This window comes from Psychrosphaera sp. (assembly GCF_982872775.1).
Map to the genome: position 1 here is coordinate 50,487 of NZ_CEYNSH010000003.1, position 17,297 is coordinate 67,783.

Genomic DNA, 17,297 nt, shown 5'->3' on the forward strand with positions numbered 1-17,297 from the left:
AAAGAAGTTTAGTGGCTATTTCACTCGGCATGACAGTGAGCGTTTCTGTCTATGCGGAATCAAAGTTAGCAACAAAAATAGAAAGTGACCTTCCAAATGACCCTGTCGTTGCTTTGCAATCTGAGAAAGTATCGGTAACAGAGACATCGAGTTTAAAGGCGGGAATTACACGCCAACCCGTATCGCTCAAAAAGGTTTATCAGTCTCACCAAGTCACTCCAGAGGGCTTGGTTGTTACTCATAGCCAAGGCCAGCTAATCATAAATGCGCTTCATGAACTCGCTATTGAGGTCAAAGCTCTTGGTCAATACAGCCGGGAATTTCCTAGTTTTGCCAAAGACCCGAGTGTTGACTTAGGTGCCGCCGTTAAATTTATAGAGCAAGATACCAAGCTAGTTTATTCGACAAAAAGGCTCAGCGTTTCAATAGACAAGGCGACACTTCAGCTGACGTTTTACAAAGATGATGAGTTGCTGACTCAAGAAGAGTCCGGTTACTTCGAGCAAACCACATTACAAGGGTTTCGCTTTAACCTTGATGATAATGAAAAGCTGATGGGAACCGGCGAACGCGTTGTTGGTATGGACCGTCGTGGTCATCGATTACCACTTTACAACCGCGCTCACTATGGCTATGGCACCTATTCAGAGCAAATGAACTACAGTATTCCAGCAGTCATGTCGTCGAAAAAATACGTCATTCTTTATGACAATCCAGCCAAGGGCGCGATTGATTTAGGTAAAACAGAGTCTGACGTTTTACAGTTTGAAGCAACGGGTGGGCGACAGGCTTATATTTTGTTTGCTGGAGACAGTTACCCAGATTTGATTCACCAATACGTGAAAGTAACGGGTAAACAGCCAATGCCAGCGCGCTGGGCTTTGGGCAACCACTCTTCTCGATTTGGCTACAAATCTCAAGAACAAGTCTTAGATACCATAAAGCGATTTAAAGACGCAGATGTGCCGGTCGATTCCATTATTCTTGACTTATATTGGTTCGGCAAAGACGTTAAAGGCCATATGGGCAACCTTGATTGGGATCGTACAACGTTTCCTGAGCCTCAAAAAATGATCGAGTCGTTAGCAGCACAAGGGGTTAAAACGACATTGATTACTGAACCCTTTGTTTTGACAAGCTCGAATCGTTATCAAGAAGCGGTTCAGAAAGACGTGTTGGCAAAAAACATTGCAGGCACTGGCGTTCGAGAATTTGAATTCTTTTTTGGCGAAACGGGCCTAATTGACGTTTTCTCGGATTCGGCGCAGCAATGGTTTGGCGATATTTATAAAGATTTGGCGAAACAAGGTGTAATGGGAGTTTGGGGAGACTTGGGTGAGCCAGAAGTGCACCCTAGTGACATGTTACACCGACTCGATAAGTGGAATTTGAACGCAAGCGGCGACGAAATTCACAATGCCTATGGCCACCAATGGGCGCAGTTAGCATATGAATCACAATTGCAGGCTCGACCAAATGAGCGGCCGTTTATCATTATGAGAGCGGGTTTTGCTGGCTCACAACGATATGGTTTTATACCTTGGACTGGTGATGTCAGCCGCTCATGGGATGGTTTAAAACCACAACCCGAACTGACTATGCAAATGAGCCTATTGGGGTTAGCTTACACCCATTCTGATTTGGGGGGCTTTGCTGGTGGCGAGTCGTTCGACAAAGAAATGTATATCCGCTGGCTCCAGTACGGCGTCTTCCAGCCAATCTACCGTCCACATGCACAAGACAATATTGCGCCTGAACCTATTTATCACGACCAAGAAACCATTGATATACTGCGCGAGTTTATCAAGCTGAGGTATCGATTGATGCCATATAATTACACCTTGGCTTATCAAAACCACCTAACGGGCATGCCATTGATGCGCCCGATGTTTTTCGGTGACGAGCAAAATTCGGCTTTGATCGATATGAACGACCAATTTATGTGGGGCGATAGCTTTTTAGTCAAACCGATTACCAAACCAGGTTTAAAAACGCCTACCGAGGTTTACCTTCCGAAAGGTCAATGGACAAACCTATGGAACGACGAAGTGCTAACTGTTACAGAGCCCGCAGGCAAAGTAATCAGTGTGCTTAATGACTTAACAACGATTCCGGTATTTGTAAAAGGCGGCGCAATCATTCCAAGCGTAAATGATCACAACAATGCCACTGAATATTCTTCAGAGCAATTGCGTTTGGACGTGTATTTTGACCCAAGCCGACTCGTCAATGAGTCCATGATGTTTGAAGATGATGGTCAGTCGGCGGATAGTATTTCAAATCAAAAGTTTGAAAAATTGACGTTTAAAACCGTGGCAGCGAGTAAGCAGGGGCAAGCAGTGATGAACTTATCTCTAAAGCGAGATATTGCTGGTGCTTATGATGGCATGCCAGAGCAACGAAACGTGTTACTGGTTGTGCATCACTGGCCTAGTTTTCCAAAAGACATTCAAATTGATAATAAACCCGTTGCTCTAATGGTAAACCAAGCTGACTTTGACTTGGAGCCAAATGCGGCCATCTATGACAGTATCAACAAACAACTCATAATAAAAACAACCTGGCAAGAACCCGCCAGTGAAATCAATATAAAATAAGGGACGGTTATGCGCGTTTTCCGGTCAAAGCCAAAGGCTATATTAAAATTAAAAGTCGCAGCGATGGCGATTTTTAGCATCGGTGTTCTTAATGGTTGTGCACCTGTAGAAAAACCTGAAACGGTGGTTCAAATGCCAGAAGTTGAAACAAACGAGCAAGGTAAGCCTATTGTCTATCAGGTTTTTACTCGTCTTTTTGGCAATAAAAATACAACCAATAAGCCTTGGGGCACGATAGAAGAAAACGGCGTTGGCAAATTCAGCGATTTCACACCCGAAGCGTTAGAGGGTATTCGCGAGTTAGGTGTGACTCATATCTGGTATACAGGCGTGCCGCATCATGCCGTGATAAATGATTATACCGATTACGGTATCAGCCTTGATGATCCCGATGTGGTGAAGGGTCGCGCAGGGAGTCCATATGCGGTAAAAGATTATTACTCGGTAAACCCAGATTTAGCCGATGATCCAGCGCAGCGTTTGCAGGAGTTTGAAGCGCTCATCGCACGTACTCATGCGCATAATATGAAGGTCATCATTGATATTGTGCCTAATCATGTCGCTCGAAACTACGAGTCCCTCGCCAAACCTGAAGGTGTCGAAGACTTTGGTGATTCGGATATCACTACTGTGGAATATCACAGAGACAATAATTTTTATTACGTCGTTGGTGAGTCATTTGAAGTGCCTGATGTGATTGAAGGCCAACAGCCTTTAGGTGGCGAAGCTCACCCACTAAGTGACGGTAAATTCGAAGAGAACCCGGCTAAGTGGACTGGCAACGGGTCGAGAGCCAGTAAACCTAACGCCAATGACTGGTACGAAACGGTAAAAGTGAATTATGGTGTACGCCCCGACGGGACGAAAGACTTTCCAGAGCTACCAGAGGACTTTGATAAAAAAGACGCCACTGCACACTTTGAGTTTTGGCAAGAACAAATCAGTCAAAACCGTATTCCAGATAGTTGGTTTAAGTTTAGAGACATTGCCTTGTACTGGACTTATAAAGGCGTAGATGGCTTTCGATTTGATATGTCTGAAATGGTCCCGGTGGAGTTTTGGAGCTTCTTAAACTCAGCAATCAAACAAGTAAATCCAGATGCATTTTTATTGGCAGAAATATATAACCCGGACGTTTATCGAGATTATATTTTTCTTGGCAAAATGGACTACTTGTACGACAAAGTCGATTTCTATGATGCCATCAAGCCAGTTATGCAAGGCAAAGCGGGCACGTCAGAATTAGTACGTATTCAACGAAAATTCGCCGATATCGAACAGCATTTACTGCATTTTTTAGATAATCACGATGAACAACGAGTCGCAAGTCCAGAGTTTGCCGGTGACATGAACAAAGGCAAGCCGGCCTTAGTGGTCAGTGCGCTCATTAATTCGGCACCAATGATGATTTATTTTGGTCAAGAAGTGGGAGAAGATGGTTCGGAAGAAACCGGGTTTGGTGATCCATCTAGGACAACTATTTTCGACTACGCTGGCGTGCCAGCACATCAACGTTGGATGAATAACGGCAAATTTGATGGTGGTCAACTGACAAGTGAAGAACGAAGCCTACGTCGCTATTACAAAAAGGTACTGAACTTCGCTGCGACATCACCCGCCATGATGGGCGAGTACTTAGATCTTCACAACTTTAACCTTTCAAAAACAAATGGCTACACAGACTCTCAAATGAGTTTTGCTCGTTGGTCTTCGTCTGAAAACAAGTCAGGGTTGGCAGAACGAGTCGTAGTGGTAAGTAACTTTAGTGAGTCTACTTCGGCCTATCGCCTTGAGCTATCGCCAAGACTTACTAGTGAGTGGCAACTTACTCCTGGTCATTACGAGCTTGTAGACCAGTTGAGTGACCGAGTTTTGTCACTAGAAGTGAGCCCGTCAACGGCTGCAGTGAACATCGAGCTTGAGGGTTTAGCGTCGGTAGTGTTGTCAGTGTCAAAAAAGGTGTCAGATGAAATGCCAAACACAGCACTAAATCTAGCACCAAATGAGAGAGTAAATATGGTACCTAATGACTCATCTGAAGCATTACAGAAAGGTCAGGTACAAACTATTGAAAACGTCCAGTTAACGAACCTCAACCGTACACGTACTTTGCGAGTATACCTTCCGCCTTCTTATCACGTGGAACCAAAGCAGCAATATCCGGTTATTTACATGCATGACGCCCAAAACTTGTTTGATGACGAAACCTCATTCATGGGTGAGTGGCAAGTGGATGAGTCGATGGACCAAATTGCTCAAGAGACTGGTTTTGAAGCAATTGTCGTAGGTATTGATAACAGTAGTAAGTATAGAATTAATGAATACAGTGCTTGGGACCATGCTAAGTATGGTGTAGGAGAAGGGCGATTGTATGTGCGTGATATTGTCGAAGTTATCAAGCCTCTTGTCGATGAGCGATATCGCACACTTTCCTCTAATAAAGATACCGCAATCATGGGCAGCTCTATGGGCGGTTTGATTAGCCACGTTGCCGTGCAGTCACACCCTGAGGTATTTGGCAAGGCAGGCATCTTTTCTCCATCCTATTGGTATTCAGACAAAGTTTATGACGAACTTGTTGATAAACCGATGAAAAATTCTCACAGACTATACTTTATCGTAGGCGAAAAAGAGGGCGAGAGTATGGTTAAAGGTATGAAAAAAATGACTGCACAACTTCAAACCCAAGGTCATGAAACTAACGCACTTTATTCTAAGGTTGTTCCTGGGGCTGAACACAATGAAATGTTTTGGCGAAGTGAATTTAAAGATGCCGTTTTATGGCTGTTTAAATTAAACCGATAAGTGACCTTGCGCGTTACTTAAAACCAACTATCTTTACTTACTAGCAAAGGATTTTCATTAGCGACAGGACGTTGCTGACTTCCCCAACACAAGAGGATTGTTTTCGTGAACGTAGGTAAAGCGTGGCACTATTTATTAGTACACCCGGAAAAAGGTTATTACACGGGCTACAAAGGCCCTGAGGCGTTCGGTACCCTAGAAGACGCTAAGATATACCGAACAGAACAAGAAGCTTACATGGCGCGTTTGGTGGCAGGATTGGACGTGTATGTAGAGTCCTGTTTATTGTGGCACAATCGCACGGCGAGTAACTTAAGTGCTCCAGGTACAGAGGACAGCTCGTCAGCTATTTCACACAGTGCTTCACAAAACAATTCACAAAATAGCTCTCAAAATAAAGCTAAACAGACATCAACTCTACTCGGCACGAGCGGGCGAACAAAATCGTCGACAAGTATTGGCCGAAAGAAACGCTTTCCCTTTACGCTTATTTCAAATCCACAGGGGCATTTACTAACAGAGCCTGCTCATTCTGATACGAGGGGTAAATCGAACGTTCGTCCAGTCACCCTTAGACTTGTCACCTGATAGCCTTAGACTCGTCACCTGATAATCAACCCAGGTGACTGTCCTGCTTTATCGTTGGTTCATTGACGATTCATTGTTAAATTGTAGATACAAAGCCTGTACACCTCACAGGCTAATGCAAAGCTTGTAACTCTTCTGGATACTCTTCAACGACGACATAATCGAGAATGTCATTCTGGTTGTTAACCAGAGCATACCCTTCAACAATCATTGTCCGTTGACGCTTTTTAGTGACATGGGTGCGAAATGCCCAAAGGTTATCCTTCGGGTTTTGCTGAAGGTGAATCCGTTGTTTGTCTTTTATGACACTATTGACGGTCTTTTCAGATAAATCGATAGGATGTAATAGGTCATGTGAAGACAGCTTTAGGTTTGAGCGCGGTGAAAATGATGCATTATCAATCGCAAGTAAAATGACGATGGGCCAAAAAAGAGTGGTAAGAACGAATGCGATAGTTAATCGCTTTCGATTAAGAGCGCGGTGCTCTTTTTCAAATTTAGGATTAATGCCCGGCAACGAACTAGAAGCTGGACGTTCAGTTTCATCTTGTGAATACGTAGCAAAGATCAGCGCAATAACGGCGCCGGCACACAGATATATTACTATCATAATTGAATCCTTAACTCTTTATTGTTTTGTGACAAGCTGTTTATTTTGGAATAGTTATTATTTTTAATTGCAAGTTGGTTAGCGCACAGCTTTAAAGAGACAATGAAATAAGTAATGTGACCAAATAAGTTGGTAATGGATGACTGTATTAATGATGTTAGGGTTAAATATAATGTAATTGAGAATATTGTAATGGAGATTGAGGAGACTGTTTGTCGAATAGTGGTTGGTGCGAGATATTGCATGCAAGCACACTTCACACAAGCAAAGACTTTGCGTTGTGGTGTTGTGTTGGTGTTCAGCAAGCAAATTGTCATATTTATTCCTTCAAATATCTCACCGCATAACTGCACGGGTCGCATCCAAGTACAGAATTGCGAAAAACAGTAAACTAAGTCTTGCATGGATTTTTAGTTTTTCCAGTCAAAACCAGTCCAATCTAGGTAAGTTTTTCGGAACATTTTGTTATTTCAAGAAAAGTAATTAAGAAAATTTTTGGAGGTTGTGCTTAGGGACAAAAGCAACGCGAGATAATTTTGGCAATACCGACTCACCAAACTACTATCTCGAGCCATTAAGAAAGGAAGGGCGACAGACTTTGATTATACCTGAATACGTATGTATTTTATTGTCCCAGAGGCTGCCTTCATTATAGGCTCTAAGGTTAAGTTGCATGAACTCTAATGATAATAATATCGATAACTAAATGTCATGCGAATCAAACAGGAATAAGTTATGAAACAACCTAAGTTATCCTTCTGGCAAGTTTGGAATGTCAGTTTTGGCTTTTTAGGCGTACAAATTGGATTTGCATTACAAAATGGTAATGTAAGTCGAATTTTGTCTGACCTTGGCGCTGATCTTTCTTCTCTTTCTCTATTTTGGCTAGCGGCTCCTATTATGGGGTTGTTGGTGCAACCAATCGTCGGTTCTTTGTCTGACCGCACGTGGAATAAAATGGGGCGTCGCTTACCGTTTATTTTTGGTGGTGCGATTGTCGCTGCTGGCGCCATGGCTCTGTTACCGAATGCACATTTGCTTGTTGCATTTATTCCGCCAATGCTATTCGGCTTGATCATATTTGCGGTAAAAGATGCCGCGTTTAATGTGACTTTCCAACCGTTTCGTTCGTTGGTTTCAGATATGGTCCCGCCAGAGCAACGTAACTTAGGTTATTCAGTTCAAACGTTATTAATCAATATCGGTGCTGTTATCGGTTCTATTTTACCTTTTGTGCTAACAAATGTTATTGGCCTAGAAAACGCGTCTAAAGCGGGCGAAGTCGCACCGTCGGTTATTTGGTCATTTTATATTGGGGCAACCATTTTATTAGGTTCGGTACTTTGGACTGTATTTAGAACGAAAGAATACGAACCTGAGCAATATTACGAATATAAAGGCTTAGACATCAATGAAGTTGAGGCTGAGCAACAAGAAAAGAAATCGATGGCAGAAAAGCTGTCTGGCTTCTGGGCTTTATTAAAAGAATCACCGGTGATAATGAAACAACTAGCGCTTGTGCAGTTTTTTTCATGGTTTGCTTTATTTATTATGTGGACTTACTTACCCGCCGCACTTACTCAAAATACATGGGGTGTAGCGGTAGATTGGTTCGATCCAGTTTACTTAGCGACTCACGCTGTACCTGACAGCATTTCTCAAGCAAAAGGTGCTGCTGGCGACTGGGTTGGCATTTTGTATGCGGCGCAAGCATTGTTCTCTGTTGCTTTTGCTGTGGTACTAACGAAGTTAGCTGACAAGTTTGGCCGTAAACTCGTTTATTCACTTTCCTTGCTAGCGGGTGGTCTTGGGTATATCAGTATGGTGGTGTTTACTGACCCGACGATAACTCATGTAAACCTATTAATCACACAGGTTGAAGTTCCGCAAGGAGCGATTGGTGTGGTTTGGTCTATGATTGGTGTGGGCATCGCATGGGCTGCTATTTTGGCAATGCCGTATGCCATTTTGGCAGGTGCGTTACCGGCTGATAAAACAGGTGTTTATATGGGTATCTTTAACTTTACGATTGCGGCACCACAAATCGTATCAGGCCTAGTAAGTGGCTGGATCTTAGGTTCAGTATTCGCTAATGAGGCTATTTACATCATTATGCTTGCTGGTGGCTCTATGATACTCGGTGCTTTGTCGGTGTTATTTGTTCGTGACAGTTCGGCTGAACCTATTTTGATACCAACTGAAGACAAAGCAACTGCGTAACGGTACTATCTTTACACAATCATTAAAGCCCAGCTGATTGCTGGGTTTTTTATAACTAAAAAGTAACAGGGTAACTTGAATGAATATTTCAATTGTTTCAGGTAGCACAAGAGCAAACTCTGGTAGTGCTAAGACCGCTTTATATCTAAAAAATCAACTGACCAGAATAGACGCAAGTCAGGACGTGACGATTTTTGATTTAGCTGAACTCGAATTACCTATGTGGGAAGAAGATACTGACTTGTCACAATTAGAATCAGCAAAGAAGTCTCTTGAAGATGCCGATGCATATGTGTTTGTTGTTCCTGAATGGCACGGTATGGTTCCGCCAGCAGTGAAGAACTTGTTCTTTCTTTTCACTGGGGTATTTCGTCATAAGCCTGCTTATATCGTTACTGTTTCTGCAGGCAGTGGTGGTCGTTATCCGATTCAGGAAATGCGAGCAACAGCGTACAAAAATACGTTTTTAAACTTTATTCCAGTAAACACTGTTATTGATCGCTTAAACGCTACAATTGATGAAAATGGTGAATATATCGCTGAGAAACAGTTTGTCGCAAACCGTGTTGATGAAGGCTTGAAGCTTTTATTAGAGTACGGGAAGGCTTTCATTCAAATTCGTCAAAGTGAAATCGTGCAGGAAAAACGTTTTCCTAACGGCGTTTAAGAAACCATCGACGTAAACAAAGAGCTCGCCTCCTTTGTTTGATCAAAAAAATAAACTTAGCCCTGATATTGATTAAGTCAATTTCAGGGCTTTTTATTAAAGAACGGAATAACAGCCAGCATTGAGGTAAAAACACTCAGTTAAACGGTCACCGTTGGTTTTATTGAAAAAAGTTATGCATAATATGCATTATTAAATCAAATATCGGTTATTTGATAAAAATTGAAAAATAATTCACCTGAATACGTATGCATCCGTTCGTCTCGGGCTTGAACTTTTTTAAAATATAGTTTTACAGCTTATGTAGGGCAAGGTAGTATTTAAAAAAACGGAATAGGTGTTAAATATTCGTGAAAGGTAAAGCCACATCATTTGATATTGCTTATCGCGCAGGCGTTTCGCAGTCAACGGTGTCAAGAGCATTGCGTAATAGTCCTCTTGTCAGCGAAAAAACACGTGAAAAAATTCAACAAATCGCCAAAGAGCTCAACTACACGGTAGATAAAAACGCCAGTAGTCTTCGCTCTCAAACCAGTACCACATTGGCGCTTTTGTTATTCGAAGACCCTATGAGTGATGACTCGCTCGTCAATCCTTTTTTCTTATCCATGCTTGGCAGTATTACTCGTGAGTGCGGCAAATTAGGTTATGACCTGCTTGTCTCATTTCAAGAGTTAGATGCTGATTGGCACTCTGTTTTTAAAGACAGTAATAAGGCCGACGGTTTGATTTTGCTAGGTTATGGCGATTACCTAGATTATGAAAGTAAACTGCGAGAGCTGGTCAAACACGGTACCCCATTTGTCCGTTGGGGCGCGGCAACAACTAGCTTTGAAACGTGCTCGATCGGATGTGATAACTTTCACGGTGGGCAACAAATTACTCAACACCTAATTGACAACGGCCGCAAGCACTTTGGTTTTGTGGGTTCTGTTCACGATGGAGCCCCAGAATTTAGAGCCCGTTATGAAGGACATAGTGAGGCACTGATTAAGGCCGGTTTACTAGTAGATGAACAATTACAAAAGGATGCGGCAAATACGGAAGAAGACGGTTATCATGCCACTGTCGCGTTGCTAGATGAAGGTAAGCCTCTCGATGCCATTGTTGTCGCCAGTGACTTGATTGCGACAGGTGTATTAAAAGCGCTTGAAGAGCGTAATGTGACGGTGCCAAATGATTGCGCAGTCGTGGGTTTTGATGATGTGCCAATTGCTCGTTATACCAAGCCTGCATTGACTACGTGTCGACAAGATTCTACGGCGGCAGGCGTATTACTTGTAGATAAGCTTGTAGAGCTCATTAAGGGCGAACCAGTAACCAATTCATTTATGAAAACAAAACTCGTCGTGCGCGAGTCTTGTGGGGCTAAATCATAACGTCTTATTTCTATATCTAAGCCATATTTGAAATGCCAAAAGTGAATTTCAAAGCGGCAACGGAAAGACGATACGTATAAGCTATAGCGAACACATAAAAAAGCCAGCATCATTATGATGCTGGCTTTTTGTTTGCTTTGATACTTTCTAAGTAAATCCATTTATACTTTTTTTCGCTTAATTGTAAGGCTAAGCAAGCCTAAACTTAAAATTGCTAGAGATGTGGGCTCTGGAACTTGTGACGGGTTATCTACAACTACAGCACCACCAACATCAAAAGTTGAATATTTAATAGTCCCCCCGGCATACAGAAAATCACCACTTGCAGTGAAATCGATTTTTACGGTATTAAAAACTGCGCTGTCATCAATCAGTCCGATGAAGACCCCTTTGCCTTGAGTTCCACCACTGTTTACATGCGACGAATTATTTGGGTCGTAATTGGGGTTATCTGATGCTTGCGTCATGGTACCAATGTCTACCCAGGCACCATTATCAAAAGATGCTCTGACCGTTGACGGATAGCAACAGGTGCCCCAATCTCCTAATTCAAAGCCAAATGCATTAATTGAATCTGTAAAAGTAAAGGTAATTATATCATTTGTTCCAGAAGAGCCAGTGGTATTAATTGCAGCCCCAGTCATAGCATACCCTGCGTTTGGGTTTGTCCATGAGCTTCCTGAGGCCGTACCGATAGTAAAGTCACCAAACCCCCAACTGTTACCAGACCCTTGAGCAGTCAGCGTATAACTGCTATCCGATTGCACAGATGAAGCTGCAATTGTTGCGTCATAGTGGCTTTGCCCGCCACTTACGGTGTCGTAGAACGTAATTAAACTTGCATTAGCTACTCCGCTAATAGTTAAAGCTGCCGTAATTATTACACTTTTTAAGAGCTTACTCTTCATTTCAACATCCCTTTAGAATTTTAAATTTAACCAGGTACAGGGAGGTTTAAGCAAGGATCGGGCCAGCGGGCTGGCTAATTAATTTCCTTTTAAATCAATGTTTTATTTTGTTTGTGTTGCTAGAAATCCAAATCGTGTAAAATATTCTGACAACTTGTTATTTAAAATCACTGGAGTGTCTTTTGTTGGTTAGCTTAAATGCTCTCTGTACTTGACCATAAAAAAGCCAGCATCATTATGATGCTGGCTTTTTGTTTGCTTTGAGGCCCATCGACTTATCGATGGGCGAGGGCAGGATTACAGTCGGAACTGCTCTACAGACTGGCGTAGTTCTTCTGCTAAGCGCGCCACTTCTTGTGACGATAGATCCGTCTGAGAAGCACCTGAAGCGGTTTGTTCAGCAATGGCAACGATAGACTCTAGTCGTTCACTGATTTCATTACTGACTTCGTTCTGCTCTTTTGCTGCTGACACGATTTGTTCACTCATGTCATTAGCTTGGTGTACTGAATCAGTAATGCTGTTTAATGCTAAGGTCGCTTGCTCTGTTTGCTCAACACACACATCCGCTTGGGTCTTAGAGTGGTTCATTACACTAACCGCAGACTTTGAACCGCGTTGCAATTGCTCAATCATGCTCTGAATTTCTTCAGTCGACTCTTGTGTTTTACTTGCAAGTGAACGAACTTCATCGGCTACTACGGCAAAACCACGACCTTGTTCACCCGCACGTGCGGCTTCAATCGCTGCGTTAAGTGCTAACAAGTTAGTTTGTTCTGCGATACCGCGAATAACATCCAAAATACCACCGATAGCGGCACTGTGTTCGTTAACTTCGTGGATAACACCAGAAGCTTGTTCAATTTCACTCGCTAGCTGGATAATTGTTTGCTTATTGTTATCTGAGATTCCTTTAACGCGTTCAGCATCTTGGTCAGCTTGTTTAATGTCACTCAATGCTTCATTTGCACGGTCCATTACTGAGTAAGATGTGCTGGCCATTTCTGTGGTGGCAGTTGCAGCTTGTTCTACTTGAGAGCGTTGCTCGTTGATGGCAACCGTTGACTCTTTAACGACCATTGATGTTTCTTCAGATGCAGTCGCTAATTGATTTGAACGACTTACAATACCGTGAATCAACTCACGAAGGCTTTCAATTAGCATGTTGCAATTTTTCGCTAATTCACCGAATTCGTCTTTACTTGAGTCGTCTAGCTTCACGGTGAGATCACCGGTTGCAACAACGTTTAAGACTTCATTGACCGCCGCAAGTGGACGTTTAACACTGATTACGGTTCTATAACCAATGAATAACAGAACGACCAGTGCGAGGATCATGACAACCCAGTTTTGTGTCGCGCCCGAACTAACCGCGTTTTTAACGCCTTCAGTAGTGGTATTCAATTCTTGTTTAACCAAAAGCTCTAGATGCTTAAGTTCAGCGATACCCGCTTCTGACAGGCTTGTCGTTTCGTCGAGATAACTGGCCGCTGCGTCTAGTTTGTTCAACAATTGAATTTTAAGATTAGCAACACTATTTGGTGCATTAAGCAATTCATTAACCGTTTCTACTTGGTCGATAATGTCCTGTTTGGCTTCGTAGTCTTGGCCTTCACTCGCTTTTTCCAATGCTAGAACGGCCTTCTGTGCATTACCTTGGATGTATTCAATTTCTTTTATAATTGTTTTGACGGTTTCACGATTATTGTTTTTGGCAAGGTCATTAATATTGGAGATGATGTTTAACATGTCCATTTCGATGCGTGCTGCCGAAGTTACCGCTGGGTGATTACTTGGTAAGTCATTTAAATCAATAAAGTCGAGAATATAAACGGCTGCATCGTCAGCGGCCATTTCCGTTTCATCAAGTTGTTCAGATACGCTATCTGCCAAATTAAGTGTCGCCTTTTTTGCGTCGAATAATTGATAAGAAGCATTTTTGAAATTATTGAAGCGTTCCTCTACATTTGGCACTTCGGCGCTTAGTTCAGGTACATCTTTGACAATAGAAGATAGTTTATTGATTTCTTCTTCAATCGCTGTCGCTTGTTGATTGAAGGTGCTAATTGTTTCTTCAACTTCGGCATATTCAGTTGCGTAATAGTCAAGTAATGTTGTTTTACTCATTGCCAAAAACTGTTGTTGTAACTTGGCGCTGGACTCAAGTGCGGGGACAGATAGTTTGTTAACTTGCTCGGTTGAGTCTGAAATGTCGCTCAGTATCTGTACTGAATTGATCCCTAAAACGAGCAACAGGACTGCGGTAATAGAAAATCCACCTATTACCCTCATTGCAACTGTAAGTTTCATAAGTTCTCCAAAGAAGACTGCTAACTTGATTATTTACTTCAGGTTATCGGCCAAAGTGTTGTTATTATTAATCATTATGTGGTTTTAACGGTAAACCATCTACAGGTAACACAATCGAAATATGCTGTGCCCCTTATTATTACTGGCTATTATGCACTAATTTTAAATTTTTTCTGGTTTTGCCAGTGTAAAATTGTCAAATAATTTCCCCATACGTATCCAGTGTCTAATCCAATGACATTTGGTACTGACGTCTTACCCATTAATGCAGCCCAATGACCAAAGACCCACTTAGTTTTGTCAAATCTTTCAGGCTCAAATTCGTACCAGGGTATCAATGATTTTTTTTGATGTTCATGTGCATCAACACTGGGTGACGTTTTGTCAGCAAAATTAAGCTTGCCGTCGCGATCACAAAAACGCATCCGAGTAAGACCATTGACAGTAAATTTAAGCTTTTCTAATGCTGTTAAATTTTCACTCCATTTAGCCGGTTCATTACCATACATGTTTGGAAGAAAATCTAGGTAATCCTCGCTACTTAATGTTTTATGCAATTGTTCTGCCCATTTTTCAGCGTCAGTTGTTGCCCAACCAGGTGGTAGGCCAGCGTGACTTAGGAAACCTGATTTATCGGGTAAAGGCAATAACAATGGCTGTTGTCTAAGCCAGTCGACAAAAAATTGGAGTTGAGGTGAGTCAAGTAAAGCGGCAAGATTATCTTTTGGGTTAACCCGTTTGATGCCGTTGGCAACGGCAAGAAAATGCAGGTCATGGTTACCTAAAACGGTTCTAACAGAGGAATCGTGTTGGGTTAAGAAGTTAAGGGTTGAAAGGGAGTCTTCACCTCTAGCAATGAGGTCACCAGTCAGCCAAAGCGTGTCTCGACCATGCTCGAATTGCACTTCAGCCAAGGCCTTGTTTAGGCCTTGGAAACAGCCTTGGATATCGCCTATAAAATAGTCTGCCACCTAAGAGCCGCCTATTAATTAATGAACGACGTTAGGTACGGCTAATCGGAATACTGGAATGGGAATTTGAACCTCAGTCGATTCGACTTCAAACTGATAGTAACCTTCCATAGTACCAATTTCTGTTTCTAACACACATCCGCTGGTGTAAGTGTAACTTTGACCCGGCGCTATGATTGGTTGTTCACCAACTACGCCCGCGCCTTTGACTTCGATTTTCTTACCATTTGCATCGGTGATGAGCCAATATCGGCTCATCAATTGTGCCGCTTTTTCATCATTATTTGTGATAGTGATGGTATACGCAAAGACGAATCGGTTCTGCTTTGGGTCTGTTTGTTCAGGAATGTCTCGCGTTGTAACGCTAACATCAATCTTCATTACTGCTACCTATTTTTGCTTTATTTTCACCATACCAAATGGCGATTTTTATGTAGTCATCAAGGCTAAGGTTTTCAGCTCTAAGGCTTGCATCAATTCCTAACTCAGCGAGCCCGTCAGCTGAAATGAGGTTTTGAAGGCTATTTCTCAACGTTTTTCTACGTTGGTTAAAGGCTTCCAGGCAAATAGTGTTTAAGAGAGCAGGGGCGACTTGGCTTCGCTCTTCTTTTGCTTTTGGAATTAAACGAATTACAGCCGAGTCTACTTTTGGTGGCGGAACAAACGATGAAGGCGGAACATCGGTGACTGGCACTGTGCGGCAATAGTATTGTGTCATGATACTTAATCGACCATAAGCCTTGGAGTTAGGCGCAGCACACATACGATTAACAACCTCTTTTTGCAGCATGAAGTGCATGTTTTCGATATTGTCTAAGTATTCATATAAATGAAATAGTAAAGGCGTTGATATGTTGTATGGTAGGTTGCCAAACACTTTGAGCTTTTTGTCGTCACGAATGACTTGGCTGAAATCAAACTTCAACGCATCAGCTTGATATATGTTGAGCTTCTTGCCAATAAAAGGGTGAGTCTGAAGACGCTCAGCTAGGTCTTTGTCTAGCTCTACTACGTTTAGTAAATCAGTTCGTTCGGCGACAGGCTCTGTAATTGCGCCAAGACCTGGACCAATTTCTAAAATATTGTCACCTTCTTTTGGTGCAATTGCGCGAACGATTCTTTCGATTATATCTTCATCAGTCAAAAAGTTTTGACCAAAGCGTTTACGGGCCTTATGACCCTGATGAATGCCTTTTGATGGGTCAAAGTGCTTTTTGTTGGAAGTTTTGTATTTACTCATTGAGTGCATTAAGCCTTTTTTTCATTTGCCATTTTTATGGCGTGTCCAATTGCAACTTCCATGCTGCCTGTATTTGCGGTTCCTGAACCTGCTAAGTCAATCGCGGTACCGTGATCAACTGAGGTTCTTATATAGGGTAGACCAAGAGTGATGTTAACGGCGTTACCAAACCCTTTATATTTGAGGACGGGGAGTCCTTGATCGTGATACATGGCTAACACTGCGTCGGCGTCATCCAGATATTTTGGTTGGAATAGCGTGTCCGCTGGCAAAGGACCAACAAAGTCCATGCCGCAGCCGTTGAGCTTTTGTATCACCGGCTCTATGATTTCTATTTCTTCTCTGCCTAAATGGCCGCCTTCGCCGGCGTGAGGATTGAGTCCACACACCAATACTTTTGGTTTAACAATACCAAATTTAGTTTGTAAGTCTCGGTATAGGATTGTTGCGACTTTTTCAACTCGCTCAGGGGTAATTGCTTTAGCGACATAAGCAAGTGGGATGTGCGTTGTTACAAGCGCAACGCGCAGTCCCTGGGTAGCCAATAACATTACTACATCAGAAGTATTGGAGTGGTTTGCAAAAAACTCAGTATGGCCACTAAACGGCACGCCAGCTTGATTAATAATACCTTTGTGAACAGGACCTGTTACGACGGCATCAAACTTACCTTCCATATTACCAGCGCTAGCTGTAGTGAGAGTTTCAACCACATAACGACCGTTCTTCTCATTGAGTACGCCCGCTTGTGCTGGTGCCTCTAGTGGGTGGTGGATAATATACAACTGACCTTTTTGGTGAACTTTTGCTGGGCTGCTAGGATCAAAATCGACCAGCTTTATGGGCAATGACAATTGTTCAGCTCTTTCAAGCAACAATTGTCTATCTGCCAACACAATGAGTTGGCTAGGCCACTCTTGCTGAGCAATTTTTAATACTAAATCCGGGCCGATACCTGCTGGCTCACCCGGGGTTATAGCAATTTGGGGAATAGCGGTCATT

General features: G+C 42.5%; 12 protein-coding genes and 2 pseudogenes. 7 read left to right on the forward strand and 7 right to left on the reverse strand.

Annotation, left to right across the window (positions count from 1 at the left end; all coding sequences use genetic code 11):
* Positions 1 to 11 precede the first annotated feature (11 nt).
* The 4 genes and pseudogenes from AC4E96_RS01570 to AC4E96_RS01585 all read left to right on the forward strand — a co-directional run bounded on the left by AC4E96_RS01570 (position 12) and on the right by AC4E96_RS01585 (position 5,990).
* A complete protein-coding gene (locus tag AC4E96_RS01570) occupies positions 12 to 2,597 on the forward strand; it encodes a glycoside hydrolase family 31 protein (protein ID WP_490254699.1) in 2,586 nt (861 codons plus the stop codon).
* Between the two features lie 9 nt (positions 2,598 to 2,606).
* A pseudogene (locus tag AC4E96_RS01575) lies at positions 2,607 to 4,547 on the forward strand (alpha-amylase family protein); the annotation flags it as partial.
* A 150-nt stretch (positions 4,548 to 4,697) separates the two neighbouring features.
* A pseudogene (locus tag AC4E96_RS01580) lies at positions 4,698 to 5,402 on the forward strand (alpha/beta hydrolase); the annotation flags it as partial.
* Positions 5,403 to 5,507: 105 nt separating this feature from the next.
* Entirely contained in the window at positions 5,508 to 5,990 is a 483-nt protein-coding gene (locus tag AC4E96_RS01585) for a hypothetical protein (RefSeq protein ID WP_490254700.1), read from the forward strand.
* Between the two features lie 112 nt (positions 5,991 to 6,102).
* Here the strand turns inward: AC4E96_RS01585 and AC4E96_RS01590 are convergent, their stop codons facing one another.
* Positions 6,103 to 6,600, reverse strand: coding sequence for a hypothetical protein (locus AC4E96_RS01590; protein WP_490254701.1), 498 nt, complete (start codon positions 6,598 to 6,600; stop codon positions 6,103 to 6,105).
* Positions 6,601 to 7,335: 735 nt separating this feature from the next.
* On the opposite strand from AC4E96_RS01590, the gene AC4E96_RS01595 reads away from it, so the two are divergent.
* The 3 genes from AC4E96_RS01595 to AC4E96_RS01605 all read left to right on the forward strand — a co-directional run bounded on the left by AC4E96_RS01595 (position 7,336) and on the right by AC4E96_RS01605 (position 10,866).
* Positions 7,336 to 8,820, forward strand: a complete 1,485-nt coding sequence (locus tag AC4E96_RS01595) for an MFS transporter (protein ID WP_488033181.1) — start codon at positions 7,336 to 7,338, stop codon at positions 8,818 to 8,820.
* A gap of 79 nt (positions 8,821 to 8,899) precedes the next feature.
* Positions 8,900 to 9,487: an NADPH-dependent FMN reductase gene (locus tag AC4E96_RS01600; RefSeq protein WP_488033180.1), complete on the forward strand. Its 588-nt coding sequence runs from the start codon at positions 8,900 to 8,902 to the stop codon at positions 9,485 to 9,487.
* Between the two features lie 350 nt (positions 9,488 to 9,837).
* Positions 9,838 to 10,866, forward strand: a complete 1,029-nt coding sequence (locus AC4E96_RS01605; RefSeq protein WP_490254702.1) for a LacI family DNA-binding transcriptional regulator — start codon at positions 9,838 to 9,840, stop codon at positions 10,864 to 10,866.
* Between the two features lie 161 nt (positions 10,867 to 11,027).
* Here the strand turns inward: AC4E96_RS01605 and AC4E96_RS01610 are convergent, their stop codons facing one another.
* The 6 genes from AC4E96_RS01610 to pdxA all read right to left on the reverse strand — a co-directional run bounded on the left by AC4E96_RS01610 (position 11,028) and on the right by pdxA (position 17,296).
* Positions 11,028 to 11,774 carry a PEP-CTERM sorting domain-containing protein gene (locus tag AC4E96_RS01610; RefSeq protein ID WP_490254703.1) on the reverse strand — a complete coding sequence of 249 codons (747 nt, stop codon included), beginning with the start codon at positions 11,772 to 11,774 and terminating at the stop codon, positions 11,028 to 11,030.
* Positions 11,775 to 12,071: 297 nt separating this feature from the next.
* Positions 12,072 to 14,084, reverse strand: coding sequence for a methyl-accepting chemotaxis protein (locus tag AC4E96_RS01615; RefSeq protein WP_490254704.1), 2,013 nt, complete (start codon positions 14,082 to 14,084; stop codon positions 12,072 to 12,074).
* A 149-nt stretch (positions 14,085 to 14,233) separates the two neighbouring features.
* Complete coding sequence (locus AC4E96_RS01620; RefSeq protein ID WP_490254705.1) at positions 14,234 to 15,055, reverse strand: symmetrical bis(5'-nucleosyl)-tetraphosphatase; 822 nt, start codon at positions 15,053 to 15,055, stop codon at positions 14,234 to 14,236.
* A gap of 18 nt (positions 15,056 to 15,073) precedes the next feature.
* Complete coding sequence (apaG, locus tag AC4E96_RS01625) at positions 15,074 to 15,436, reverse strand: Co2+/Mg2+ efflux protein ApaG (protein WP_490254706.1); 363 nt, start codon at positions 15,434 to 15,436, stop codon at positions 15,074 to 15,076.
* Positions 15,426 to 16,295, reverse strand: a complete 870-nt coding sequence (rsmA, locus tag AC4E96_RS01630) for a 16S rRNA (adenine(1518)-N(6)/adenine(1519)-N(6))-dimethyltransferase RsmA (protein WP_488033175.1) — start codon at positions 16,293 to 16,295, stop codon at positions 15,426 to 15,428. The genes apaG and rsmA overlap by 11 nt, the downstream gene beginning before the upstream one ends.
* 8 nt (positions 16,296 to 16,303) lie before the next feature.
* Positions 16,304 to 17,296, reverse strand: coding sequence for a 4-hydroxythreonine-4-phosphate dehydrogenase PdxA (pdxA, locus tag AC4E96_RS01635; protein WP_490254707.1), 993 nt, complete (start codon positions 17,294 to 17,296; stop codon positions 16,304 to 16,306).
* Position 17,297 lies beyond the last annotated feature (1 nt).

Coding starts and splice junctions, on each gene's coding strand:
- AC4E96_RS01615 (WP_490254704.1), bottom strand. CDS start 14,084: ATGAAACTTACAGTTGCAATGAGGGTAATAGGTGGATTTTCTATTACC.
- AC4E96_RS01595 (WP_488033181.1), top strand. CDS start 7,336: ATGAAACAACCTAAGTTATCCTTCTGGCAAGTTTGGAATGTCAGTTTT.
- rsmA (WP_488033175.1), bottom strand. CDS start 16,295: ATGAGTAAATACAAAACTTCCAACAAAAAGCACTTTGACCCATCAAAA.
- AC4E96_RS01610 (WP_490254703.1), bottom strand. CDS start 11,774: ATGAAGAGTAAGCTCTTAAAAAGTGTAATAATTACGGCAGCTTTAACT.
- pdxA (WP_490254707.1), bottom strand. CDS start 17,296: ATGACCGCTATTCCCCAAATTGCTATAACCCCGGGTGAGCCAGCAGGT.
- AC4E96_RS01590 (WP_490254701.1), bottom strand. CDS start 6,600: ATGATAGTAATATATCTGTGTGCCGGCGCCGTTATTGCGCTGATCTTT.
- AC4E96_RS01600 (WP_488033180.1), top strand. CDS start 8,900: ATGAATATTTCAATTGTTTCAGGTAGCACAAGAGCAAACTCTGGTAGT.
- apaG (WP_490254706.1), bottom strand. CDS start 15,436: ATGAAGATTGATGTTAGCGTTACAACGCGAGACATTCCTGAACAAACA.